At 69.5% G+C, this 22,747-nt stretch carries 21 protein-coding genes; 10 read left to right on the top strand and 11 right to left on the bottom strand.

All coding sequences use genetic code 11. The features are described from left to right. On the bottom strand, positions 1 to 2,119 hold a 2,119-nt coding region (locus ACLL81_RS15205), incomplete at its 3' end, for a hypothetical protein (RefSeq protein WP_411289205.1). A 146-nt stretch (positions 2,120 to 2,265) separates the two neighbouring features. On the opposite strand from ACLL81_RS15205, the gene ACLL81_RS15200 reads away from it, so the two are divergent. Beyond that, the gene (locus tag ACLL81_RS15200) at positions 2,266 to 2,685 is read left to right on the top strand and encodes a glycine zipper 2TM domain-containing protein (protein WP_411289204.1); all 420 of its coding nucleotides are present in this window, start codon (positions 2,266 to 2,268) and stop codon (positions 2,683 to 2,685) included. 4 nt (positions 2,686 to 2,689) lie between these two features. Next, on the top strand, positions 2,690 to 3,226 hold the full coding sequence (locus ACLL81_RS15195; protein WP_411289203.1) for a hypothetical protein: 537 nt from the start codon (positions 2,690 to 2,692) through the stop codon (positions 3,224 to 3,226). A 43-nt stretch (positions 3,227 to 3,269) separates the two neighbouring features. On the opposite strand, the gene ACLL81_RS15190 is transcribed toward ACLL81_RS15195, so the two are convergent. The 6 genes from ACLL81_RS15190 to galE all read right to left on the bottom strand — a co-directional run bounded on the left by ACLL81_RS15190 (position 3,270) and on the right by galE (position 7,394). Then, the gene (locus ACLL81_RS15190) at positions 3,270 to 3,644 is read right to left on the bottom strand and encodes a DUF3597 domain-containing protein (RefSeq protein WP_411289202.1); all 375 of its coding nucleotides are present in this window, start codon (positions 3,642 to 3,644) and stop codon (positions 3,270 to 3,272) included. Between the two features lie 66 nt (positions 3,645 to 3,710). Next, positions 3,711 to 4,466: an ABC transporter ATP-binding protein gene (locus ACLL81_RS15185; protein ID WP_411289201.1), complete on the bottom strand. Its 756-nt coding sequence runs from the start codon at positions 4,464 to 4,466 to the stop codon at positions 3,711 to 3,713. After that, the gene (locus ACLL81_RS15180; protein ID WP_411289200.1) at positions 4,463 to 5,296 is read right to left on the bottom strand and encodes an ABC transporter permease; all 834 of its coding nucleotides are present in this window, start codon (positions 5,294 to 5,296) and stop codon (positions 4,463 to 4,465) included. The genes ACLL81_RS15185 and ACLL81_RS15180 overlap by 4 nt, the downstream gene beginning before the upstream one ends. A gap of 99 nt (positions 5,297 to 5,395) precedes the next feature. Continuing rightward, positions 5,396 to 5,746 carry a DUF2304 family protein gene (locus ACLL81_RS15175; protein WP_411289199.1) on the bottom strand — a complete coding sequence of 117 codons (351 nt, stop codon included), beginning with the start codon at positions 5,744 to 5,746 and terminating at the stop codon, positions 5,396 to 5,398. Then, the gene (locus tag ACLL81_RS15170) at positions 5,743 to 6,423 is read right to left on the bottom strand and encodes a glycosyltransferase family 2 protein (RefSeq protein ID WP_411289198.1); all 681 of its coding nucleotides are present in this window, start codon (positions 6,421 to 6,423) and stop codon (positions 5,743 to 5,745) included. The genes ACLL81_RS15175 and ACLL81_RS15170 overlap by 4 nt, the downstream gene beginning before the upstream one ends. Then, positions 6,420 to 7,394, bottom strand: a complete 975-nt coding sequence (gene galE / locus ACLL81_RS15165) for a UDP-glucose 4-epimerase GalE (RefSeq protein WP_411289197.1) — start codon at positions 7,392 to 7,394, stop codon at positions 6,420 to 6,422. The genes ACLL81_RS15170 and galE overlap by 4 nt, the downstream gene beginning before the upstream one ends. Before the next feature lie 241 nt (positions 7,395 to 7,635). Here galE and ACLL81_RS15160 point away from each other — a divergent pair, with 241 nt between their 5' ends. Then, positions 7,636 to 7,998 (top strand): hypothetical protein, encoded by a 363-nt coding sequence (locus ACLL81_RS15160; RefSeq protein ID WP_411289196.1) that lies wholly within the window; start codon positions 7,636 to 7,638, stop codon positions 7,996 to 7,998. Then, positions 7,995 to 9,383, top strand: coding sequence for a hypothetical protein (locus ACLL81_RS15155; RefSeq protein ID WP_411289195.1), 1,389 nt, complete (start codon positions 7,995 to 7,997; stop codon positions 9,381 to 9,383). Before ACLL81_RS15160 ends, ACLL81_RS15155 begins: the two co-directional genes overlap by 4 nt. Here the strand turns inward: ACLL81_RS15155 and ACLL81_RS15150 are convergent. The 3 genes from ACLL81_RS15150 to ACLL81_RS15140 are packed head-to-tail and all read right to left on the bottom strand — an operon-like array spanning position 9,361 to position 12,421. Then, a complete protein-coding gene (locus ACLL81_RS15150; RefSeq protein WP_411289194.1) occupies positions 9,361 to 10,125 on the bottom strand; it encodes a hypothetical protein in 765 nt (254 codons plus the stop codon). The two genes, ACLL81_RS15155 and ACLL81_RS15150, sit on opposite strands and share 23 nt — an antisense overlap. A gap of 21 nt (positions 10,126 to 10,146) precedes the next feature. Next, the gene (locus ACLL81_RS15145) at positions 10,147 to 11,871 is read right to left on the bottom strand and encodes a hypothetical protein (protein WP_411289193.1); all 1,725 of its coding nucleotides are present in this window, start codon (positions 11,869 to 11,871) and stop codon (positions 10,147 to 10,149) included. Positions 11,872 to 11,893: 22 nt separating this feature from the next. After that, positions 11,894 to 12,421: a hypothetical protein gene (locus tag ACLL81_RS15140; RefSeq protein WP_411289192.1), complete on the bottom strand. Its 528-nt coding sequence runs from the start codon at positions 12,419 to 12,421 to the stop codon at positions 11,894 to 11,896. Positions 12,422 to 12,603: 182 nt separating this feature from the next. Between ACLL81_RS15140 and ACLL81_RS15135 the strand changes: the two genes are divergently transcribed. From ACLL81_RS15135 to ACLL81_RS15125, 3 genes are all read left to right on the top strand, one after another. Continuing rightward, a complete protein-coding gene (locus tag ACLL81_RS15135) occupies positions 12,604 to 14,610 on the top strand; it encodes a hypothetical protein (RefSeq protein WP_411289191.1) in 2,007 nt (668 codons plus the stop codon). Beyond that, entirely contained in the window at positions 14,607 to 15,632 is a 1,026-nt protein-coding gene (locus ACLL81_RS15130) for a hypothetical protein (protein WP_411289190.1), read from the top strand. The genes ACLL81_RS15135 and ACLL81_RS15130 overlap by 4 nt, the downstream gene beginning before the upstream one ends. 95 nt (positions 15,633 to 15,727) lie before the next feature. After that, positions 15,728 to 16,963 carry a hypothetical protein gene (locus tag ACLL81_RS15125; RefSeq protein WP_411289189.1) on the top strand — a complete coding sequence of 412 codons (1,236 nt, stop codon included), beginning with the start codon at positions 15,728 to 15,730 and terminating at the stop codon, positions 16,961 to 16,963. Here ACLL81_RS15125 and ACLL81_RS15120 read toward each other — a convergent pair. Next, a complete protein-coding gene (locus ACLL81_RS15120; protein ID WP_411289188.1) occupies positions 16,923 to 17,720 on the bottom strand; it encodes a DUF6270 domain-containing protein in 798 nt (265 codons plus the stop codon). The two genes, ACLL81_RS15125 and ACLL81_RS15120, sit on opposite strands and share 41 nt — an antisense overlap. 237 nt (positions 17,721 to 17,957) lie before the next feature. On the opposite strand from ACLL81_RS15120, the gene ACLL81_RS15115 reads away from it, so the two are divergent. From ACLL81_RS15115 to ACLL81_RS15105, 3 genes are all read left to right on the top strand, one after another. Then, positions 17,958 to 19,685, top strand: coding sequence for a type I secretion system permease/ATPase (locus ACLL81_RS15115; RefSeq protein WP_411289187.1), 1,728 nt, complete (start codon positions 17,958 to 17,960; stop codon positions 19,683 to 19,685). Continuing rightward, positions 19,682 to 21,052: an HlyD family type I secretion periplasmic adaptor subunit gene (locus ACLL81_RS15110; RefSeq protein WP_411289186.1), complete on the top strand. Its 1,371-nt coding sequence runs from the start codon at positions 19,682 to 19,684 to the stop codon at positions 21,050 to 21,052. The genes ACLL81_RS15115 and ACLL81_RS15110 overlap by 4 nt, the downstream gene beginning before the upstream one ends. Before the next feature lie 217 nt (positions 21,053 to 21,269). Beyond that, positions 21,270 to 22,747: calcium-binding protein (locus ACLL81_RS15105; protein WP_411289185.1), on the top strand; the 1,478-nt coding region annotated here is incomplete at its 3' end.

Raw genomic sequence — 22,747 nt, 5'->3', positions numbered from 1 at the left:
GCACATAGTCCCAGGCGGCCTGGGCCATCTCCAGCCGGCGGGGCTCGTCGCGCAGCGTCTGCGCCAGCAGGGGCGCCCAGTCCTCCGCCCGCTCAGCGATCAGGCCGGTGCGGCCGTCGTCGATGGTCTCGGCGTAGATCGTAGGCGAGGCGATGGTCACCACCCCGCGGGAAGCGGCGTCCAGCAACTTGGCGTCGCTCTTGCTGTCCTGGTGCTCGCGGCCCTCGATGGGCGAGAGGGACACCGCCGCGTCGGCCATCAGCTCAAGGTAACCCTCATAGGGCAGGTAGTGGTGGAAGCTCTTGCGGGCCGCAGGCAGGGCGTCGAACACCGCCCGATCGCCCACCACCACGAACTCCACCTCCGGGAATTCCTGTGCGACCGGCTCCAGGGTGCGGATCACCTGGACGGCGAAGTCGCCGCGCCAGACGGCGCCATAGAACACCTTGCGCGGGGCGGGCCGCTCGGGTCTGGGCGCGATCTGGAAGACCGCATTACCGAATACCTTCACCTCGGGATTGTACTGGCCGAACACCTCGGCGAGCTGGCGGGTGGAGGTCTGGATGGCGTGCGGATAGCGGAACCGCGCCCAGTTGGGATCGCGGCCGGTGACCTGGGAGACCAGCGCCGGGTGGTCGTCGTACTCCATCACCACCACCCATCCGGCGGCGATCGATCCCGCCAGCCAGTCGCGCCAGCGCTCCGCCTCAACCAGGGCCGGGCGCTGCAGGATCAGCACCTTGGGCAGGTCGGCCGGCAGCAACGGCGCCGCCGCCTTTGCGTCAGAATAGATGGCCAGCACCTCCGGCGCGGAGCGCGTCGCCTGGGCCGGCAGGCGGGTGCGGATGTCCATCAGTGTGGGAGCGAACACCGTCAGTTTGACCACCAGGCGCTGCGCCGCCGACACGCCAGACCGGCGCAGGGCCAGGGTCAGCGGCGCCGTGGCCTCGCCTGCGCGGAGCTGGCTGAGCGCGTCGCCGGCGACGTCGTCGAAATGGCCGGCCTCGGCCACCGCCGGATGGGCGGCCAGGGCCTCCAGGCCCAGGGCCTGCAGGGCGGCCAGGAGATCGGCGCCGTGTCGCCCGCCTGGCTGCGGCAGACCTGCGATGAGCCAGCCGCCCTCGGCGACCAGGGCTGCGACCGCGGGGACGTCCCGGAGCTTCAGCTCCGCGGCCACCACGCAGTCAGCCAAAGGCTCCGACCCGGCCATCGAGCCGGTCTCGTAGCTGTCCACCCGCGCCTTGGGATTGCGGGCCAGGTAGCCCGCCGTGAAGGCGTCGCCGCAGGGCCCCAGGTGCAGCACCCGTTCCGCCGTGATCGGCGCGCGCATGAGGAGCGCCTCGCCCATCGCCGGGCTCAAATTCGCCGCAGCCCGGCAGGCTGCAAGCAGCACGTCGCGCAGCAGGTAGGGCGCGTGGAAGGGGATATTGTGGCCGCTGGCAGGCGCCACGTGCAGCGTCACTCCGGGCATCCGTCGCAAGGTCTCGCGTTCCGCTTCGTCCACCAGGCTTGGATAGCGGACGATCTGGCGCGCGGGGAACAGCGGTTCGTCGCCGACGATCACATCCACCGGCGTCTGGCGATCCTCCAGCAGCGGGAGATAGAGCCGTTCCTTGACGCCGCCCTCGGTGACCCCGAACACGTCTTCAATGAAGGCGCGCATGCCGCTGTCCTGGGGCTGGTCCAGCAGTTTCTGTCTCACCAGCCCGTGCAACGGCCAGACCTTGCTCATCACCAGGGGCGGATCCACGGCCACCACCCCCCGGACCGGCGGGGCGCGCACGGCAAACGCCACCAGGGCGCCCACGGAGATGCCGTTCAGCACCACCCCGCGCCCAGCGAACTCGCGGGCGATCAGCTCACTGAGCGCCGCGGCGAAGGCGGCAATGGAGGTTTTCCGAAGGGGCGGAGCCACATCCGAAGGCAGGTGCATCAGGAAGGTGTCGGCCTCAGGGCCCAACACCTGTTGCAGCCGGGTCATGTGGTTGCGGTCGGCGAAGGCCCCGTTGATGGTGATCACCGCGGGCCGGCGGCTCTCCAGCGCCCCGGCGTCATGCCACAGCGGAATTGCCCCGAGGGCGGTCCGGAAGACGGTCTTGACGAGGCTGTCTAGGCTCACGGGGCCCCCTGGCGTGGCGGCCCCAACTATCGCGTCTGAGCCGTCGGCAAAAGGCTTGAGCCGGCGAAACGGCGCATCCATCCACGACGCCGGGCGTTTCAGAGGGTCGAGTCCTGTGACGGGGGCTCCTTCCAGAGGAGAGAAACATGCGCCCGATCGTACTGATCGCAGGCCTAGCCGCCCTAATCGCCGCCCCCACGGCGAGCCAGGCGGCGTGCAAGACAACCGGAACCCTGGTGGGCGCCGGCCTCGGCGGGCTTCTGGGCAATGCCGTGGCCTCCCGCGGCGTGAAGACCGAGGGTACCGTGCTGGGCGCCGGCGTCGGCGCCGTGGTCGGCAACCAGGTCGCGCGTTCCAGGTGCGGCAACAGCCGCGCCGCCGCGCGCAACCGAAACTACCAACGCTCGTCCTATACCCGACCACCGTCGCGGACCGTCCGGGATCGCGCCGATCGCTACGCAGCTTATGACAGCCGCCAGGGCGCCGCGTGTCGCTATGAGACCAAGCAGTTCTACAACGGTTACGGCGAACTGGTTTCCGCCCCCACCCGCGTCTGCGGGAACTAGGACGGTGCGTCCCGCCAATCTCGTCGCCATCGCGGCGCTGGCCGCCGTCGGCCTGTCGGCTTGCGAAGGTAACCAGAACCGCCGCACGGCCGGCGGGGGCGGCGGCCTCTGCAAACCGTTCACGGAGACCGCCAACAACAACGCCGCCATGCCGGCGGCGCCTGGCGCCGCGGCGGGGGATGCGTCCGCCGCCATGGACGACTGCCTGCACCGATGGAGCTATACGCTGGCCGCGTCCAGCGACACGGCCGACGTGGTCGCCGACGCGGTGGTGGCGGCCTGCAACGCCCCCCTCGCCCGCTGGAACCAGCAGTCGATGGGCGGTGCCGGCGGTGCTGAAGGGATGACCGAGGCGCCCAGCCTGCTCACGGGCCAGCCCACCAACCCGATCCTGGAGCACAACACGTTCGCCGGTGGGCGGGCGCTGTTCTACGTGGTCCAGGCGCGCGCCGGGAAATGCGGGCCTCCGAAGGCCGGCCCGGCGACGACGGCGTCCGCCAACGCGAACACCGGCGGCTTACTCAACACCCCCGCTCCATAGACGCCAGGGGCGCGGCGCCTTTCGGCGCCGCGCCCCTGGCGTTTCAGCGCAGCGAATCCGGCACCACGCCACCGTTTTCCGCCAGCTTGGCCATCACCTGCTTGTGCAGCCAGATATTCATGGCCGCGGAATCGCTGGTGTCGCCGGTGTAGCCCAGCTCGCCGGCCAGTTCCTTGCGCGCCGCCAAGCTGGAATCGATCGACAGCAGCTTCATCAGATCGACGATGGAATGACGCCAATCCAGCGTCTGGGGATTGTCCTGCGCCATGATGGTCAGGACGGCCTCCACGTCGACCGGGGCCTCAACCGTTGTGTTGGTCTGCGGCGCGGCCTGGGCGGGGGCGGTCTGAGCCGGCGCGGGCGCCTGCGCCTTGGGATGGCGGAAAATCTTCGACATGATCGAGCTGAAAATGCTCATGGGTGCAGCCTCCTGAAGTTGGGCGCATCCGTAACGCCCCGCGCGCCCGCTTGTGCCGCGAGAGCCTCAGGCTGCGGCGAGCAGTTCGTCCAGCTTCCGGATATCGGTGACCGGGGAGGCGATGCCGCCGTCCAGCCGCATCACCTTGTTGCAGTAGAGCCGCAGCAGGTCGTGGTCGTGGGAGGCCAGCACCAGGATTCCAGCGCGTTCCACCAGCTTCAGGAGGCGTTTGTGGGCCAACTGGCGGAAGTCGGCGTCGCCCACCGAGATCCACTCGTCCATCAGAAGGACATCGGCCTCCACCGCGGTGGCGGCGGCGAACGCCAGCCTGGCCTGCATGCCGGCCGAATAGGTCTTCACCGGCATGGCCAGGAACGGACCCAGCCCGGTGAAGTCGGCGATCTCGTCCATTTTCTCGTCGATCTCCTTCGACGTGAGCCCGGCGATGCGGCCGCGAAGGCGGATGTTGTCGTAGCCGGTGGCCGAGGCGTCGATGCCGAGCTGCAGGTCCAGGAGGGCGGCGATCCGGCCGTGCACGTCGATGGTGCCCTCGTCCGGCTCATAGGCGCCGGAGAGCGCGCGCAGGAGGGTGGTCTTGCCCGATCCGTTGTGGCCGATCAGGCCCAGGCGGTCACCGGCCTTGAGCTCCAGGTTAAGGTTCTGGATCGCGGTGACCTCGGTGGACCCGGCGTTGGACAGGCCCAGCCGGCCGCCCACGGTGACCCGGGCGAGATGTTTCTTCAGGGACTTGGCGTCGACGCCATAGACCGGGAACCGCAGGGTCAGGCCCGTGCAGCTGATGGAGACCTTGGCAGGCGTCATAGGTAGTGCACGATCCGGCGCCGCGTCCGCGCGAACAGGGTGAAGGTGACCAGCCAGCCGACCACCGCCATGCCGACCAGGAAGATGTAGCTGCGCGGCTGGACCACGCCGCCCAGCAGCGGCGCGCGCACCGCTTCCAGCAGGTGGTAGAACGGGTTCAGGTCGAGCACCGCATGGTTCGGGCCGAAGCGGTCGGCCTTCCAGAACACCGGCGTCATGAACATGGCGAACTGCATCACCGAGCCCACCACCTGCGGGATGTCGCGGAAGCGGGCTGAGGCGATGCCCACCAGCATGCTGAGCCAGGAGACGTTCACCACCATCAGGGCCAGGCCCAGCACCGCCAGGGGCACATTGCTGACCTTCCAGTAGGCGAAGTAGAGCAGCACGGCCACGACGATGATCAGGTGGTGCGCCAGGTTGATCAGGTTTCGCAGCACCGTGCGCCACACGAAAGTGAACATCGGCAGGCTGGTCTGCGACAGCATCCCGGCCGCCTGCACGAAGGTCTCGCACCCCTCGGTGACGATGCCGGTCATGATCCCGAAGAAGACGATACCGATGGCCACGTAAGGCAGGAACTCGCGCAGCGGGATCTGGAACAGGGCGGCGTAGAGGAAGCCGATCCCCAGGACCATCAAGCCCATGGAAAGGGTGATCCAGAAGGGGCCCAGGATCGAGCCGCGGTAACGCGAGACGATGTCGTGCCAAGCCAGCGACCAGGCCAGGCTGAGGCGCTGGGTGGAGGCGCCCAGGTCCCGCAGCGCCATCTGGTACTCGAACAGCGTGCCGCGCCGTCCGGTCCTCAGCATATGGGTGGCGGTTTCCATGGGGTCTCCCGGCGAAGGCGCGGAGGTATCAGGTGGCATATCGCGACGCAAGGATCGGCCGCGCCGGAAAAGTCCGGGAACTCAGGGACCTGCGCCCGCTCAGCGGCGCTTTGAAGGCGCCGCGGGCGCCGCCGGCCTGCGGGCGTGCAGGATCGCCACCTCACGGACCAGGGTGGTGATCTGCTGCTCGCTGGCCCGGCGGCGCACGGCGATCGCCAGCACGGTGAGGAAGAACAGCAGGGCGGAGGAATAGGTCACCAGGTCCGCACCGCGGCCGACGCCGATCAGGTGCGCGATCCAGGTCAGGTGCGCCGGATGCCAGACGAACCACAGGCCGGCGATGGATCCGAAGAACATCACCGCCCGCAGCAGCGGGAAGTCGAAGCGCCGCACCAGGGCGGCCAGCAGGGCGGCGGCGAGAACGCCGGAGGCCAGGACCGAGAAGATCATCGCGTCAGCCGCTCCATGAACAGGTCTTCCAGGATACGCACCGAGTTGGACAGCCGCTGGCCCTTGGCGATGGAATATTCGGTGTAGATGATGGTCACCGGAGACTCGGCGAAGCGCAGCTTCTGCTTGGCGATCTGGTTGAGAATTTCCGACGCGTGGGCCATCCGGTCCTGGCGGATGGTGATGGCCTGGGCGCCGGCGCGGCTGAACACGCGCAGGCCATTGTGGGTGTCGGTGAGGCGCAGGCCCGTGGTCAGGCGGGTGAAGGCCACCGCGGCCTTCAGCACCAGCCCCTTGCGCCAAGACATGTTCACCGTGGAGCCCAGGAACCGCGAGCCCAGCACCACGTCCAGGTTCTCGGCGTCCAGGCGCTTGATCATCGCCAGCGCATCCTCCAGCCGATGCTGACCGTCGGCGTCGAAGGTCACAACGTGGGTGGCCCCGTTGCGCAAGGCGTAGGTGATGCCGGTCTGCAGGGCGGCGCCCTGGCCGCGGTTGAGCAGGTGAGCCAGGACGTGGGCCCCAGCCGCATGCGCCACCTCGCCGGTGTCGTCCTTGGAGCCGTCGTCCACCAGCAGCACCTGGCCGTGCGGGACCAGGGGACGGATCACGTCGCCGATCACCGAACCTTCGTCCATGGCGGCGATCACGAACCAGATCGAACGATTGGCAGTCATCTGGCGCGCTTCTCCCAATCCAGCGCCGAGCGCACGATCGCGTCGACGTCGTCGTGCCGGGGCTTCCAGCCCAACGCCGTCCGCAGGCGCGTGCTGTCGGCCACCACCTGGGCCGCATCGCCAGCCCGCCGGGGCGCCTGAACCGCAGGCAGCGGCCGGCCCAACACCCGTTCGAACGCGTCCAGCACCTCGCGCACTGTATACCCGCGCCCATAGCCGCAGTTCAGGATCAAGGACTGCCCGCCGCCGGCCAGATAGCCCAGCGCCTGCAGGTGCGCGTCCACCAGGTCGGCCACGTGGATATAGTCGCGGATGCAGGTCCCGTCGCGGGTGGCATAGTCGTCCCCATAGACCGCGACCTGGTCGCGCTGGCCCAGCGCCGCTTCGCAGCACACCTTGAAAAGGTGCGTGGCGTTCTCGGCGCGAAGGCCGGTCCTGAGCTTCGGATCGGCCCCTGCCACATTGAAGTAGCGCAGCGCGGCGTAGCGCGGGCCGCCGGCCTGCGAGCGGTCCCGCAGCATCGCCTCGACGCGGGCCTTGCTTTCGCCATAGGGGCTGATGGGCGCCAGGGGATGGGTCTCCGGCACCGGGTCGTCGCCGGTGTCGCCGTAGACCGCCGCGGTGGAGGAGAACACGAAGCGGTTCACGCCTAGGGCCTGGGCCGTGTCCAGCAGGGCGGCGCTCTCCTCGACGTTGTTGCGGAAATATTTGTCTGGATCGCGCACCGATTCCTCGACGCTGATCGAAGCCGCGAAGTGGACGATGGCGTCCAGGCCGTGGTCACGGACCAGGCCCTCCACGGCGTTGCGGTCCGACACCTTGGCCTGAACGAACGGCGCGTCGGGCGGGGCATGGCGGTGGCCGGTGGTCAGGTCGTCGAGGATCGCGAAGGGCACGTCGGCGTCGCGGCAGGCCCAGGCGAAGCAACTGCCGATGTAGCCGGCGCCGCCCGTGATCAACACGCCGGCCATCAGGAACGGCCCTTGGCTGCGGCGGGGTTCGGCGTCGTCATTCGTCTCGCTCGTGGCCGGGCGCGTGCGGCCCGCCGCCCTCATAGGGCGCCGGCGGGGGGCGGCGCTAGTGGCGGGGCGGGGCCGAAACGCCGCTTTGCCAGGGCGCGGGCTTCCGTGTTACCCGAGGCGGCGGCGCGGTCGGGGGTCAGACCGCGGCGGCCCAGGGTTCATCCCGGTTTCGGACGCGACGAGGGCAGAGTTGAACATTCGTGACGCGCTCCTGTGCGCGGGCTTCTCCCTCGCGCTGCCCATCGGCCAGGCGATGTTCAAGTACGCGGCGATCTATCACGAGCGGCTCACCGGCTCGGTGGTGATGAAGCTCCTGACCAACTGGCCGTTGATGGGCGCGTTCGCCTGGTACGGCGTGACCGCGCTCTTCTGGTTCTACATCCTGACCCGGGTGCCGCTGTCGACCGCCTACGCCTTCTCGGTGATCGGCTCGGGCCTGGTGCCGCTGATCGCCTGGCTGGTGTTCAAGGAACAGCTGACCTGGCACTTCGCCGCCGGGTACGTCCTGATGCTGGCGGGCTTCGCCCTGACCTTGCAGGGCCGGCCCGCATGACCATCCCGCGGCTGGGCTGGCCCGCCGCGACGGCGTGGCGCTTGGTGCTGAGCGCCGGCTTCCTGCTGATGCTGGCGGCCAACCTGCCCGGGCACATGTCCTACGATTCCATCGTGGGGCTGTTCGAGGGCCGCTTCCACGTGCGGGTTACCTGGGCGCCGGCCTTCTATTCCTGGGTGCTGGGGGTGTTTGACGCGGTGGTGCCCGGCACTAGCCTCTATGTGATCGCCAGCGGCCTGCTGCTGTTCGCCAGCATCGCCTCATTCGCCAGCCTGCGGGGCCGTGTGTCGTGGTGGGCGGTGGCGCTCGCCGCCGCGGCGGGGCTGACCCCGAATTTCCTGATCTATCAGGCGATCGTCTGGAAGGACGTGTTCTTCGCCAACCTTGGGGTGGCCGCCCTTGTCTCACTGGCCCACGCCGCCCGCACGTGGGACCGGCCCTGGCCGCGATGGGGTTGGCTGGCCGCCACCGTGCTGCTGCTGGCCGCCGCGGCCCTGACCCGCCAGAACGGGATCATCGTCGCCGCGGTGGCCGCGGTCGCCGCGGGTTGGATCGCCGCCCAGGGCCGCTGGCTGAGGGGCCTCGCCTGGGGCGCCGGCGGGTTCGCCGCGGTGGTGGTGGTCGTCCAGGTGCTGGGCATGTACGCCGTCCCCACTCGGGTAGACAATCCGGCCGCCACCGACGGCATGGGCCGGGGCCTGCAGATCCTGCGCAACTACGACCTGGTGGGGGCTGTCGCCCTGGAGCCGACCCTGCGGCTGGACGCCCTGGAAGGCGCCAATCCCACCGCCTCCGCCCTGCTGCGCGCCGACGCTCGCAACACCTATTCGGCGGAGCGGGTGGACACCCTCAAGGCCGAGTCCGGGGTGGCAGCGGCCCTGGCGGGCCTGCCGGACCAGGCGTTGACCGACGCCTGGGTCGAGCTGATCACCGAGCGCCCGGACGTTTACCTGCGCCAACGCCTGGAGGTGTTCCGCTGGGTGTTCCTGACGCCGGCGGTGGAGAAGTGCCTGCCGGTCTGGATCGGGATCGAGGGTCCGGCTGACCGCATCGCCGCACTCGGGCTGCCTGGCGGCAGGGACGCCGCGGACGTCCAGCTCTACAATTACAACACTTGGTTCCTGGGCACGCCTGTTGTGTCCCACCTGGCCTATGCGGTGATCGCCCTGGCGGTGGCTGGAGTGCTCGCGGTGCGCCGCGACCGGACGGACATCGCCATGCTGGGTCTGATGGTGGCCGCGCTTGGCTTCACGGCGAGCTTCTTCTTCATCTCGCTGGCCTGCGACTACCGTTATCTCTACTTCCTCGACGTCGCCGCCGTGGCCGGGCTCATCTACCTGGCGGTGGATCCGCGGTTGAAGCTCAGGCCGCCGCCGCGCGGCTGAAGCGCGCTTCCCAGTCGGCCGCCACGTCCAGCCGGGGGCCGCTGGCTTCGATGAACCGGTAAAGCGAGAGCTGCCGGCCGACCCCGAAGCTGCGGACGCTCACCTGCTCGAACAGGCCGGACACCAGCGCCTCGATCTGGCGCGCGTCATTGACGTGCTCGTGGGCCATCAGGATCCCATAGTCGAGGCCGTGGCGAAGCCGGAACTCCAGGCCCGTGGTCATCGACCAGCCGAGCTTCCAGAGGAACCCGCCCTCCGAGGGGATCGCCGCGCGGAACGAGCCCTGGGGCGCCAGCAGGCGGGCCGACCTCGCCAGAACCATGGGCAAGTCACAGATGTGCTCAAGCGCGGCCACGCTGGTGATCCGCGCATAGCGCCGGTCGTGCGGGATGTCGGCGATGTCGGCGTAGATGTCCCGGACCCGCGCGCGGCGGGGCGAGCCTTCGAACAGCTCCACGAACGGCTCGACGATGTCATAGGGATGGGTGTCGGGCTCGAAAGGCAGCTGGTTGAGATTGCCGGCGCCCAGTTCCAGGGTGGCCTTCGCCTGGCCGTCGCGCACGTCGGCGGCGACCTGGCGGTGCATCCACTGCTCCAGCTTCTGCGCTGCCGAGGCCGCGGTGGATTCGCCAGCACGGTTCTCGCTGTAGTGCTGGGCGTAGATTTCGCTGAACCGCGGCGGCAGCGGGGTGCGATCCTTCGGGAAGGCGGTGAGCAGGGCGTCGAGCGCAGGGGCGGTCATCGAGAGGTCTCCAAGGGTCGGCTAGTCGGCGTCGGCGAGGACGGCGTCCAGCTGCGCCTCCGCCTCCGCTACGGTTTGCCGGAACGCCGCCACATGCGCCTCCAGGCGGTGGATGGCTTGGTCGCGCTGACCTACCGCGGCGTCCAGCTGCGCCACGTCGGCCCGCCAGCCGCTCTCCAGGACCCGCCGCTCTTGCTGGCGCTCTGCGACCAGGGCCTCCCGCTCCTGCTGGCGCTCGGCGACCAGGGCTTCCCGCTCCTGCTGGCGCTGCGCCACCCCGTCGCGCAGCTCGGCCGTCAGGCTTTCGGTCTCGGCAGCCTTTGCCGCCTCGAGACGATCCACGTCGGCGCGCCAGCCCTGCTCCAGGACCAGCCGATCGCGCCGCGCCTCTTTCTCGAGCGCCTCGCGTTGGGCTTCGCTGGCCTTGCGCTCTTGCTCCGCGCGGGCCTCCAGTTCCTCGACATCCGCGCGCCAGCCGGCCTCCAGCACCTTGCGGTCCCGCTCCAGGCTGGCCAGAAGTTCCGCACGCTGGGCGACCAGTTGCTCGCGCTGGGCGGCGATCTCGTCCTTCTGGCCGGACACCGCCTCCATCGCCAGGCGCACGGCCTGCAGGCCGGCCTCCAGCCGCTGGGCCTCGGCCTGTTTTTCCGCTTCGAGGGCCTGCAGACCGGCCTCCAGCCTCCGGGCCTCGGCCTGTTTTTCCGCCTCGAGCCGCTCCAGGTCGGCGCGCCAGCCGGTCTCCAGAACCTCGCGGTCACGCTGCAGGGTGGACTCCAGTTCCTGGCGCTCCGCCCGGGCCTGCGCCTGCTCGGCCTCAAGTCGCGCCCGGGTCTCGCGCAGGTCGAAGCGGGCCACGTCGAGGTCGCGGGTCACGGGCGACAGTAGGACGCCCACCTCGTCGCGCCGGCGCGTCAGGGTCGTCGCCGCGCGGTCCAGGGGCGCGCGATCCGGCTCATCGCCCGCCGCGGCGGCCTCGAACCAGGCCAGCACCTGCTGGGCGATCTCGCCCACCCAACCCAGACCGGTCAAGTCGCCGCTGTCGTCGTTGTGGCGCAGCTCCGGCGACAGGAACCCGTCGATCTCCCGCCCCGCGGCGGCAGTCAGCTTCGGCAACTGCGCCCCGTGGGCGGCCTCGATCCGCGCCACCTGCGCCCGCCAGTCGGCAAGCAAGGCGTCATAGCCTACGAAGGCGCGGGGCAGGTCGCGGGAGTAGGCCTCCGCCGCCAGCATGTACGCGGTCCACAGCAGCACCGACTTCTCGGTCTCAAAGCCGTCGCGGCGGGCCAGGGAGCCTGCCACCGCCAGGGGACCGCGCACCGGGATCACGCAGCGGGCGGCCACCTCCAGGTCGGCCAGGACGGTGCGCCAGACCGGCAGCAACACGGTGACGCGCGGATCCTTGAGCAGCGGATGGCGGGCCTCGCCGTATTCCTCGAGGAACAGGCTTTCGGCCCGATTCAGCCACAGGCGTTCTTCCCGCTTGCCCAGCGGGCGGAACGGGAAGGCGAACACGTCGTCCCAGGCCGAGCCCGCGGCGCGCAGCCGCTCGTCGTTGAGCAAGGCGATCTTCCAGGGCTCGAAGTAGCCCTTCGCATTGTGCGCGTCGCCGGGCATCACATGCGCAGGCAACTCCGCGCCGGCGAGCGCCAGAAGTTGCGTCACCGCTGAGGTGCCGGAGCGGTGCATGCCCAGCACCAGATAGGCAACGCGCGGCCCGGCAGGGGCCTTGGACGGTTTCCGGGTCATCGCGGGGCCGGTCGCGCCGGGGCTACTGGACCGTGAACTTGATCGCCGGGGATTCCGCGTAGGACTTCCCATCCGAGGAGATCACCCGCACGACCACGGTGTGCTCACCGGCCGTGGCGGCGCTGGCCGGGATGGTCACCGTGTAGCCCGTGTTGCCGAGGGCGGCGGACTTCTTGTAGTCGGCGACGTCCTGGCGAAGGTGGCCGTAGGTGGTCCCGTAGGCCGTACCGTCGAGCACGATGTCGACGCCACGGGCCGGCTGGTTGGTGACCGAATCGAAGCCGAAGCCCGACATCGTCAGGGGCTTGCCGCCCACGATCGACGCCGGCTTGTTCATCGGATCGACGGCCTCATTGACGGAGTCGAGGTAGAAGCCCGGGAAGGACTCGCCTTTGACCAGGCCCGTGGACATCGGCGCGCCGGATGCCGGTGCGGCGACCGGACCCGCGCCCGCAGGCGGCGCGGCAGCCTGCTCGCTTTGTTTCGGACGATCGCAGGCGCTCAAGGCAAGAGCGAGGGCGGTCAGGGTCAAGGCGGCGGCGTTTTTCACCAGTAGGGCTCCCATGGTTCAGTGGGCAGACGCTTGCCACGAGCGCGAGCCCGTGGGAAGGGCGGACGCGGGGGATGTGAGCGCGGCGTCGTAGGCGCTTGCGTCGCCGTTCACCCGGTCACGCTCCCTCGGCGTGGCGAACAGCATCATCATTGCGGCCTCCCGCAAATCCGGCGCGTCCCGTGCGAGATCATCACAAAGAAGACGATATCTACCGGGTCGTTGCGACGGCGCTCGACGCGGCCTTTATGCATCGGGTGTATCCCGAGCTCGCCCCCGCCGGCCGCGACATGCTCAGGCACTATGTGTCGAGCGGCTGGCGCGAGGGGCTCGATCCTGCGCCCTGGTTTTCCAGCGAGGGGTACCTGGCGGCCAACGCCGACGTCGCCCGCGCTGGCCTCGAGCCGTTCTACCACTACCTGACCCGTGGCCGCCGCGAAGGCCGCGAAATCGCCCCCTCCCGGCACGCGGTCCGCTATCTCACGGCCGCGCCGACGCCGTGGAGTCTGGAGATGCTGCTCAACGGCCCGCCGCCGGTGGCGCCGCCGGAGCCGGCCCCGTTCGTCGCCGAAGCCGCCGCAGCCGAAGCCGGAGCCGAGCCCGAAGTCGAGGCCAGCCTGTCTGACGCCGACCGGGCGCTGGTCGCCGGGGAATTCGACGCGGCCTACTATCTGGCCGCCCATCCGGACATCGCCACCGCCGGGATGGACCCGCTGCACCACTTCGTGGTCACCGGCTGGCGCGAGGGCCGAAACCCGGCTCCGGCCTTTTCGGTGAGGGACTACCTGGAGACCTATCCGGACGTGGCCCTGTCCGGCATGAACCCCTTCGTGCACTTCCTCCGCACGGGCCGCGCCGAAGGTCGCGCCGGGCGTACTGACCTGGGTTTCCGCTACGAGATCATCAAGGCGTTGACCCCGGTGCAGGTGCGGGCCGCCGCCGCCGCCGCGGTGGGGGCCGGGGTGAAGCTCAAGACCCAGGCTGCGCTGCGCAAGGCCTTGGGGGCCGCCGCGTTCGGCCTCGCCGACCTGCACATCACCTTCAGCCACGACGACTTCACGGCCCACACCGGCGGGGTGCAGCTTTGCCTCCAGCGGGAGAGCGCCCGCGTCGCGGCGCAGGGTCGCGACCACCTGCACCTGTTTCCGGCCGCGCCCTGGCCGGTGGTCCGCGACGACGCTGAACCCGGCCAGCTCGGGGCCCTGCTGAACGGGGTGCGGATCGGCGCCTTCGCCCCTTCCGTGGTCGCCGGGGGCCTGGCCAAGGCGATGGCGGACGCCCCCCGCGGCCGACGGACGTTCGCCATCCACAGCCTCCTGGGCCACACGGCGGACGAGACCGCCGAGATCTTGGCCGCGGCGGGTCTGCAGGCGGGCTTCTTCTGGCTGCACGACTTCGCCAGCCTTTGCGCCGGGTTCCACCTGCTGCGCAACGACGTGGAGGATTGCGCCGCCCCGCCGCCGGACAGCGCCGCTTGCCGCATCTGCATCTACGGCGCCTACCGCGCCCGCCACCTCGATCAGCACCAGAGGCTGTTCGAGCGCCTGGACCTGACCGTGGTCAGCCCCTCCGAGCCGACGCTGGACCTTTGGCGCGCGCGCTGGAACTACCCGGCCAAGGGCGAGGTGGTGCTGCCGCACGCCACCCTGGTTGCGCGGGGCCGGTCGCGAAAGTCCTCCGCCAAGCGGACCTTCCGGCTGGGCTATCCGGGGATGCCCGTGGCCCATAAGGGCTGGGAAATCTTCCATCGCCTGGCGCTGCGCTACGCCGACGACCCGCGCTACGAGTTCATGCACTTCGGCGGACAGCCGGCGCCCGGCTTGGACATCGCCTTCCACCGGGTGGTGGTGACCGAGGACGAGCCGCGCGCCATGCAGGCGGCGATCGAGGCCGCCAAGGTGGACGCCGTGCTGATCTGGCCCCTTTGTCGCGAGACCTTCTCGTTCACCGCCTATGAGGCGGCCGCGGCCGGCGCGGCGGTGCTGACCGGTCCCGATAGCGGCAATGTGGCGGCCTTCGTCACCCGCTCGGGCCTCGGACGGGTGGCGCCCGACGAGGCGGCGCTGGACGCGCTGTTGGACAGCGGCGACATCCTCGCCCTGGGCCGCGCGGCGCGCAGCGTGATGCTCTACGACCTGGCCTTCAGCGGCCTGAGTGTCGACGTGGCGGACCCGGAGGCGGCGGCATGAAAGTCATCTGCTACTCCAGCTTCACGTTCTCCTATCTGAACCGGGCGCGGGTGCTCTTCCAGACGGTCCGGCGCTTTCATCCGGACTGGGAGCTGGTCGCCCTGATCACCGACCGTCCGCCGGAGGGTTTCGACTTCGATCCGGCCGCCGAGCCCTTCGACCGGGTGGTGTGGGCCAGCGACCTGAACATCCCGGACTTCGACAGCTGGATCTTCAAGCACGACGTGGTGGAGGTCTGCACGGCGGTGAAGGGGCCCTTCATCCACCAGGCCTGCGGCTGGGGGGCGGACTCGGTCATCTACCTGGATCCCGACACCGCGCTGTTCGCCAGCCTCGAGCCGCTGGAGCGCTGGCTTGAGGACCACGACATCCTCCTGACGCCGCACCTGATCGATCCCAACGACGACCCCACCGCCATCGCCGACAACGACATCTCCGCCTCGCGCACGGGCATCTTCAACCTGGGATTCGTGGCGGTCCGCACCACCGGCGAGGGCGCGCGCTTCGCCAAGTGGTGGAACGACCGGCTATTATCCTACTGCTACGACGATATCCCCAACGGCCTGTTCGTGGACCAGCGCTGGTGCGACCACGTCCCGGCCCTGTTCGACAAGGTCAAGGTGCTGCGCGATCCTGGCTACAACGTCGCCAGCTGGAACCTCAGCAAGCGCACCGTCGCCGTGGAGAAGGACGGCCGGATCACCGTCAACGGCGCCGTGCTGCGCTTCTGGCACTTCACCAAGCTGGGCCCGCTGGGCGACGTGATGACCCGCCGCTATGCGGGGGAGAACTTCCCGGTCTACGAAATCTGGCGCTGGTATAAGGATCAGGTCGCCGCGGTCACCGACCCGGCCATTCCGGGGCGCTACTGGGCCTATGACAGCTTCGAGGACGGGGTCCCGATCGCCCGGTCCCAGCGGCTGCTCTACCGCCACCGCACGGACCTGCAGGCCGCCTTCCCCAAACCGTTCGCGTCGGGCGTCGGCAGCTACCAGCAGTGGCTCGAAGCGGAAGGCCTATGACGGTGGAGGGAGCCCGCCTTGACACCGTGGCGCCGGCGTCTGAGACAACGGACCTGACCGAACGGGGAGGGGCTGCGGACGCCGCGGCCGACATCTTGGACGAAACCCAGCCCAGCGCCGGCTTCGAGATTCCCACGGCCTTCGTGGAAAAGGCCCGCGCCGTGGCGCTGCGCGCGGGGGGGCTGAAGCTGGACCGCGATGCGGCGCGGAGCTTCGCCAACCAGGCGCTGGCGCGCGAGGCGCTCACCCGCACCGAACTGACCGTCGCCCTGACCGAGTCGCTGGTCGCCCGCGCGGAGGCCGCCCAGGGCCTGCGCGCCCAGGCGATGGCGGCCTACCTCGCCGCCTCCGCCACGGCGGTGCGTCCGATGCGCCGGCACGGCCGCATCAGCAAGGCGCTGGAGAAGCTGTTCCTCAGGCTGGGCGCGTTCGGCCAGGCGCTGGTCCTGGCCCGCGCCCGGGTCTGGCGCGGCGCGGGCCGCCCGCTGCACGACCTGCGCCACATGGCGGCCTATGCACGGCGGCGCGCCAACCCGACGGTGACCACGCCGGCGCTTATGGACCAGGCTTGGTATCTTGAAACCTATCCGGACGTGGCCCAGGCCAGGCTTGCGCCGCTGGCCCACTACCTGGGCCGCGGCGGGTTCGAGGGGCGCCATCCCCACCCGCTGTTCAACGCCCTGTTCTATTCCGTCCACAACGCGGCCGAGATCGCCGCGTCCGGGGTCTCACCGCTGGAGCATTACGTTCGCGCCGGCGCCGCCCGGGGGCGCGATCCGCATCCGCTGTTCGACATCGCCCACTACGTCGCCCAGTCGCCGGTGCTGCTGGCTGGCGAGGACCCGCTGTCGCACTATCTGCGGGCCGGCTGGCTGGAAGGCCTTAGCCCGCACCCGCTGTTCGATCCGGCCTGGTACGCCGTCCAGGCGCCGCAGGCCGCCCAGGCGGGTCCGGCTCTGCTGCACTACCTGGCCACCGGCTGGCGCGAGGGCCTGTCGCCGCACCCGCTCGTCGATGGCCGCTGGTACCTGGAGCAGAACCCTGACGTGGCCGAGAGCGACCAGGAGCCGCTGACCCACTTTGTGGCGGAAGGCGCTCGGGAGGGCCGCAGCCCGGGTCCGTGGTTCGACGTGAGCCACTACGCGGCGGCGCGCGGCGCGGCCCTGGCGCCGGGCGCGAACCCGCTGATCGACTACCTGCAAGGCGGCGCCTGGAGCGTGGCCGAGGCGCGGCCGGGCTTCCCGACCGCGGCCTATCTCGCCGCCCGCCCGGAGGTCGTCCGCCTGGGCCTCACGCCGCTGGAGCACTGGGCGCGCCAGGGCGGGCGCTGACGCCAAGCGCCTCGAGCTGGCGCCAGATCTCGGCGTAGTACTGCGGCACATAGTGGAACGGGCTGAGACCCCATTGGTGGGCGTCGTCGGCCAGCCGTTGCCCGGGGGCGTCCACGCGCTCCATCGGGGGCATCAGCTCGGTGAAGGCGGCTTCGTAGCGCGCCAGCAGGTCGTTCTGCTGGCCGACGTCGGCGGGCCGTCCGGGCAGGATCTCCACGTCGGTCAGGGGCGCCGGCCGGCCCTGTCGGCCAACCCGCCGGTCGGCCCAGCGCGCCACGTGCAGGATCAGCCGGGCGTCGCGCAGCGGCGTGGCCCGCACCAGGGCGGCGAACTCGCCGGCCGCCTGCAGCCAGAGCCGGTCGCAGGCCGGGCTCAACCGCGGAATGCGGCGCGCGCCCTTGAAAACCCGTTGCCGCAGGTAACCGCTGGCCTCCAGCTCCCAGCTCTGCGTGACCAGCGAGGGCCCCACGCTGAGAAGGTCAAAGCGCTCGTCGATGAAGTCGAAGATCAGGTGCGTCGGTCGGAACGCCACCAGGCGGGCCAGCGCCGTCTTATTCAGGTCCGCCAGCAGCGCGCGATGCTGGTGGCGGCGAAGCTCCCCCGGCGGGTTCCCTCCGGAGCGCACGCCGGACACCGGGTCGGAGAACAGGCTGGGAAGGCTGGTCCGCGACAGATAAAGCAGCCCGTCGACCTCTTCGCCACGGATCGGCCACAGATCGCGGGTTATGCAGCTCCCAAGAACGGCGACCCTGTTCATCTAGCCTTCCGTGATGGCGCGACGATGCGCCCTTGCAGGGTTTAGCATGGCCAGACGCCGCGCGACGCCTTTCGCGGCGCGGCATTGACATCCAGAGGGCCGCTGAGCATCTCTCCGCCGGCTCCGCGCGTTTCGGGCACGGGTCGGTCGAGCATCCATTCGACCGGCGTTCACCCTTTTTAGGCCAGGGCTTGGTCTATTGGGCCGCACGGACTGACGGGACCACCACGGCGCACCATGAAAATTCTGACGTTCCTCGCCAACCAGCCTGACAACGTGCTGACCCGCGCGCTGAACGAGGGCCGTAAGCCGGCGCTGGTGGCGTTCGGCTTCAGCCTGGTGTCCAACGTCCTCTACCTGGCGCTGCCGCTCTACACCTTCCAGGTCTACGGCCGGGTGCTGGTCAGCCAGAACGCGGCGACGCTATGGATGCTGACGCTCATCACCCTGTTCGTGTTCACCATTTCCGGCGTCATCGACGACATCCGGGCGCGCATCCTGATCAACTATGGCGTCCTGTTGGACCAGCGGGTCTCGGGCCGGGTGTTCTCCAGCGTGTTTGACGCCGCGGTGCGCGGTGATCCCAGCGCGCGCGCCCAGGCCCTGCGCGACCTGGACCAGTTCCGCCAGACGCTCACCGGCGTCGGCGCGGCGGCCTTCTTCGACATCCCGTGGATGCCGGTGTTCCTGGTGGTCCTGTTCATCATCGACCCGCTCGTGGGTTGGGTCACCACCGGCGGCGCCGTGGTGCTGATCATCCTGGCCCTGGCGCAGGAACGCGCCATCCGGCCGGCCCAGCGCGAAGCCAACGACGCGGCGCTGAAGAGCTACAGCTTCACTGACGCGGCCCTGCGTAACGGCGAGGTGGTTCGCGCCATGGGGATGTTGCCGACCCTGGGCGCCGCCTGGGCCGGGCATCGCCGCACCACGATCGAGCGGGGCGCGGCGGCCGCGGAGTCTTCCAACGCCTACACCGACACCATCAAGGTGGTCCGGCAGGGCATCCAGGTGCTGATCATCGCGATCGGGGCTTTTCTGATCATCACGGGCAAGATCCATGTGGGCATGCTGTTCGCCAATATGATCCTGGCCAGCCGGGCGCTGGCGCCGATCGAGAAGATTGTCGGCACCTGGGAGCCGCTCAACAATATGGTCCGGGCGCACGAGCGCCTGACGCAACTGCTCATGCGCGCCGAACCGCCCCCCAGCGCAACGGCGCTGCCCCGGCCGTTGGGCAAACTCAGCGTGGAGGCGGTGAACTTCGCGCCCCCCGGGGCCAGCAAGCTGCTGCTGACCAACATCAATTTCATGGTGGAGCCCGGCGGCGTGCTGGGCGTCATCGGTCCGTCCGGGGCGGGGAAGTCGACCCTGGCGCGCCTGCTGGTGGGCATCTGGAAGCCGCTCAACGGCGCGGTTCGCCTGGATGGCGCCGACGTGTTTTCCTGGGACCGCGCCGACTTCGGCCGCTACGTGGGCTACCTGCCGCAGGATACAGAGCTGTTCTCTGGAACCGTGCGCGACAACATCGCCCGCTTCCGCGACGACGTGAGCGACGAAGAGGTGGTTCGCGCGGCCCAGATGGCCGGGGTCCACGATCTCGTGCTGCACATGGCCAAGGGCTACGACACCGAGGTGGGCGAAGGTGGGACGACCCTGTCGGCGGGCCAGCGCCAGCGGGTGGGCCTGGCGCGCGCCATGCTTGGCAACCCGGCCTTCGTCGTCCTCGACGAACCGAACGCCAGCCTGGATGCGGAGGGTGAAGACGCTCTCATCAACGCGATCGAGGCCATGAAGACGGCCGGCTCCACCGTCGTGATCATCTCCCACAAGCCAGGAATCTTCCGCTCGGCCGACAAGATGCTGGTCCTGCGCGAGGGCCGCGTGGAACTGTTCGGCCCCCGCGAGCAGGTGATGGCCCGGTTGATGAAGCCCGCCGAAGTCCGGGCCGTGGAGGCCAACGGATGAAGCTCGAGTTGGAACCCCTCCGTTCGGGCTATGTCGCCCCCACCTTCGGCGACGACAAAGGTCCCGTCGATCCGGCGCTGCAGCGCCGCCTGCGCCGCCCGATGATCATCGGCGCCGGTGTGATCGGCGCTTTCGTCCTTGGCCTCGGCCTGTGGGCCTCGGTCGTCTCGCTCAGCACCGGGATCACCGCGGCCGCGGAGGTCCGGGTCGAGTCCAACCGCAAGACGATACGCCACCGCGAGGGCGGTACGGTGCGGCAGATCCTGGTGAAGGAGGGCCAGCGGGTCCGCCCGGGCCAGCCCCTGCTGACTTTCAACGACGTCGAGGCGCGCGCCATGTTCGACGTCTACCAGAACCAGTACGACACCCTGCTGGCGCAGTCGGCGCTGTTCTCCGCGGAATCCTCGGGACGCAGCGTCCTGACGCTGCCGGCCGAACTCACCGCGCGCATGGCCGACCCACGGGTCTCCGGCCTGATCCGCGACCAGCAGTTCCTGTTCTCCTCGCGCCTGCAACTCTACCAGAGCCAGGCCGCGGTGCTGGCCCAGCGCAGTGAGCAGCAGCAGACCCAGGTTCAGGGCCTGCAGTTCCAGGTGGAGTCGATCAACGAACAGCTCCGGCTGGTCGAGGAAGAACTCTCCGGCTACCGCAAACTGGAAGCCCAGGGTTACGCGCCCAAGACCCTGATCCTGCGCTACCAGCGCAACCTGGCCGAACTCGGTGGACGCAAAGGGGCGCTGGTCTCTGAGATCGCGCGCCTGCGCCAGCAGATCGGCGAGACCCGCCTCCAGCTCGGCTCCCTGCGCGACCAGCGGGGCAGCCAGGCCGCCGAAGGCCTGAGCGACGTCCAGTCGAAGCTTTCCGATGTGACGCCCCGGTTCACCACCGCGCGCGAGACGCTGAAGAACGCCGTGGTGCGCTCGCCGGTCGACGGGTACGTGTTCAACCTCACCCAGTTCACCATCGGCGGCGTCACCGCGCCGGGCGAGGTGCTCATGGACGTGGTGCCCGCCGGCACCCCTCTGCTGGTCACCGCCATGGTCAAGCCGGAGGACGTGGACGAGGTCCATGTGGGCATGGATGCGCGCATCAAGCTCAGCGGCCTGAACGCGCGCTTCAACGACGACCTGCCGGCCAAGGTGGCGGTGGTCTCGGCCGACCGGATCACCAACGAGCGGACCGGCGTCGCCACCTACAGGGTGGACCTGCGTATCGATCCAAAGGATCTCAAGCTGCTCAAGCCAGGCACCATCCTGACGCCTGGCATGCCCGCTCAGGCGCTGATCGTCACCGGCGACCGGACCGTCATGGGCTTCCTGATCTCACCGATCACAGACACGCTGCACGACGCCTTCCGCGAGCAATAGTTGCGGCGCAGCATCCGGGCCTTCTGACCCCGGCGAACCGACCCTTTTTGCTGTTGCCTAATAGGTGGGCTTCCGATAGGCATTCCTCGGGCTCGTTTATCCTTCGCCACGGCAATGCTGTGGTGCTTGGGGACAATGGACCGTCGGGACGGCCTCATCGGGGATGGGGGTTAGACGTGCCGAGGGTCCGTGTGACACACACTGGAGAGAGAAACTAATGGCTACCTTCTTCTTTGAAACCATCACCGCGGCGCAGGCGCTCGCGTATGATGCGGGTCTCGACACGCTGGTTTTCCAAACGGCCGGTGAGTCGGCCAGCGTCACCTCGGTGCGCTTCCAGGCCGCGACGCAGACAACTCTCGCGTCGGTGCTGATCACCTCCGGCGTGACCGGTCGTGCGGTGACGTTCGGCACCTCGGCTAACGGCACCGGCATCCTGGGCGAGCTGGGCACGGTGTTCCCCGACGCCTCGTTCCTCTCGGTTGGTGTGGTCGGTGCTGACACGCCCGTCGTCACGGCGAACAACGACGGCATGTACGGCAACGAAGGCGCCGACAGCCTCGGCGGCTTGGGCGGCAACGACCTGATCCAAGGCAACCAGGGCGACGACAGCATTTCCGGCAGCACCGGCAATGATACGATGTACGGCGGCCAAGGCGCCGACACCATCGACACCGGCACGGGCACCAACTTCGCCCAGGGCAACCTCGGCGCCGACTCGATCACCGCCACGGGCCAGACCAGCTCCAACACCCTCCTGGGCGGCGGCGACAACGACTCCATCGTTGGCGGTTCGGCGGCCGACAACATCAACGGCAACCTCGGCGACGACAGCCTGCAGGGCGGCGGCGGCAACGACACCGTCTTCGGTGAGGGCGGCAACGACCACTTCACCACCTCGACCGGCAACGTCACGTTCACCGGCGACATCGGCAACGACACCTTCTCCAACGCGGCGGGCAACAACACCGTCACCCTGGGCGACGGCAACGACCAAGCCAGCATGACCGGTGGGACGGGCACCAATAACTTCCAGGGCAACCAGGGCAACGACTCGATCCAGTCCGTCAGTTCGGGCGCGGACTCGCTCTATGGCGGTCAGGGCGACGACTCGATCAGCGAAACCGGTGGCGGCGCCAACTTCCTGAACGGCAACCTCGGCAACGACACCATCGTGGCGGGTGGCGGCAACGACACCATCCTCGGTGAAGACGGCGACGACCAACTGACCACGGGCGCCGGCAACAACACGGTCACCGCGGGCGCAGGCAACGACAGCGTCGCCGGCGGCACCCTCGCGGACGTGGTTGACGGCGGCCTCGGCAACGACAGCATCAACGGTGGTGGCGCTTCGGTGGCCGGTACGTTCGACAACCTCAACGGCGGCGACGGCGATGACAGCATCGTCGGCGGCGGTGAAGTCGACTCCATCGTTGGTGGTCTCGGCAACGACACCGTCACCGGCGGTGGCGGTGGTAACGACACCATCAACGTCGGCGACGGCAATGACCAGGTGACCACCACGGCTGGCAACAGCACCGTCACCGGCGGCATCGGCAACGATACGGTCACGGCCGGCTCGGGCGCCGACAACGTCGATGGCGGCGACGGCAACGACTCCATCAACGGCGGCACGGGTGTTGACACCCTGGTCGGCGGGGCTGGCGCCGACACCATCGACAGCGCGCAGGCGAC

Source organism: Phenylobacterium sp., from assembly GCF_046590535.1.
Classification (GTDB): domain Bacteria; phylum Pseudomonadota; class Alphaproteobacteria; order Caulobacterales; family Caulobacteraceae; genus Phenylobacterium.
The sequence above is the reverse complement of the archived record's forward strand: the minus strand, read 5'-3'. Positions and strand labels throughout refer to the sequence as shown.

Coding starts and splice junctions, on each gene's coding strand:
- ACLL81_RS15175 (WP_411289199.1), bottom strand. CDS start 5,746: ATGATCTTCTCGGTCCTGGCCTCCGGCGTTCTCGCCGCCGCCCTGCTG.
- ACLL81_RS15155 (WP_411289195.1), top strand. CDS start 7,995: ATGACCATCCCGCGGCTGGGCTGGCCCGCCGCGACGGCGTGGCGCTTG.
- ACLL81_RS15200 (WP_411289204.1), top strand. CDS start 2,266: ATGCGCCCGATCGTACTGATCGCAGGCCTAGCCGCCCTAATCGCCGCC.
- ACLL81_RS15190 (WP_411289202.1), bottom strand. CDS start 3,644: ATGAGCATTTTCAGCTCGATCATGTCGAAGATTTTCCGCCATCCCAAG.
- ACLL81_RS15145 (WP_411289193.1), bottom strand. CDS start 11,871: ATGACCCGGAAACCGTCCAAGGCCCCTGCCGGGCCGCGCGTTGCCTAT.
- ACLL81_RS15110 (WP_411289186.1), top strand. CDS start 19,682: ATGAAGCTCGAGTTGGAACCCCTCCGTTCGGGCTATGTCGCCCCCACC.
- ACLL81_RS15115 (WP_411289187.1), top strand. CDS start 17,958: ATGAAAATTCTGACGTTCCTCGCCAACCAGCCTGACAACGTGCTGACC.
- ACLL81_RS15170 (WP_411289198.1), bottom strand. CDS start 6,423: ATGACTGCCAATCGTTCGATCTGGTTCGTGATCGCCGCCATGGACGAA.
- galE (WP_411289197.1), bottom strand. CDS start 7,394: ATGGCCGGCGTGTTGATCACGGGCGGCGCCGGCTACATCGGCAGTTGC.
- ACLL81_RS15180 (WP_411289200.1), bottom strand. CDS start 5,296: ATGGAAACCGCCACCCATATGCTGAGGACCGGACGGCGCGGCACGCTG.
- ACLL81_RS15130 (WP_411289190.1), top strand. CDS start 14,607: ATGAAAGTCATCTGCTACTCCAGCTTCACGTTCTCCTATCTGAACCGG.
- ACLL81_RS15185 (WP_411289201.1), bottom strand. CDS start 4,466: ATGACGCCTGCCAAGGTCTCCATCAGCTGCACGGGCCTGACCCTGCGG.
- ACLL81_RS15150 (WP_411289194.1), bottom strand. CDS start 10,125: ATGACCGCCCCTGCGCTCGACGCCCTGCTCACCGCCTTCCCGAAGGAT.
- ACLL81_RS15120 (WP_411289188.1), bottom strand. CDS start 17,720: ATGAACAGGGTCGCCGTTCTTGGGAGCTGCATAACCCGCGATCTGTGG.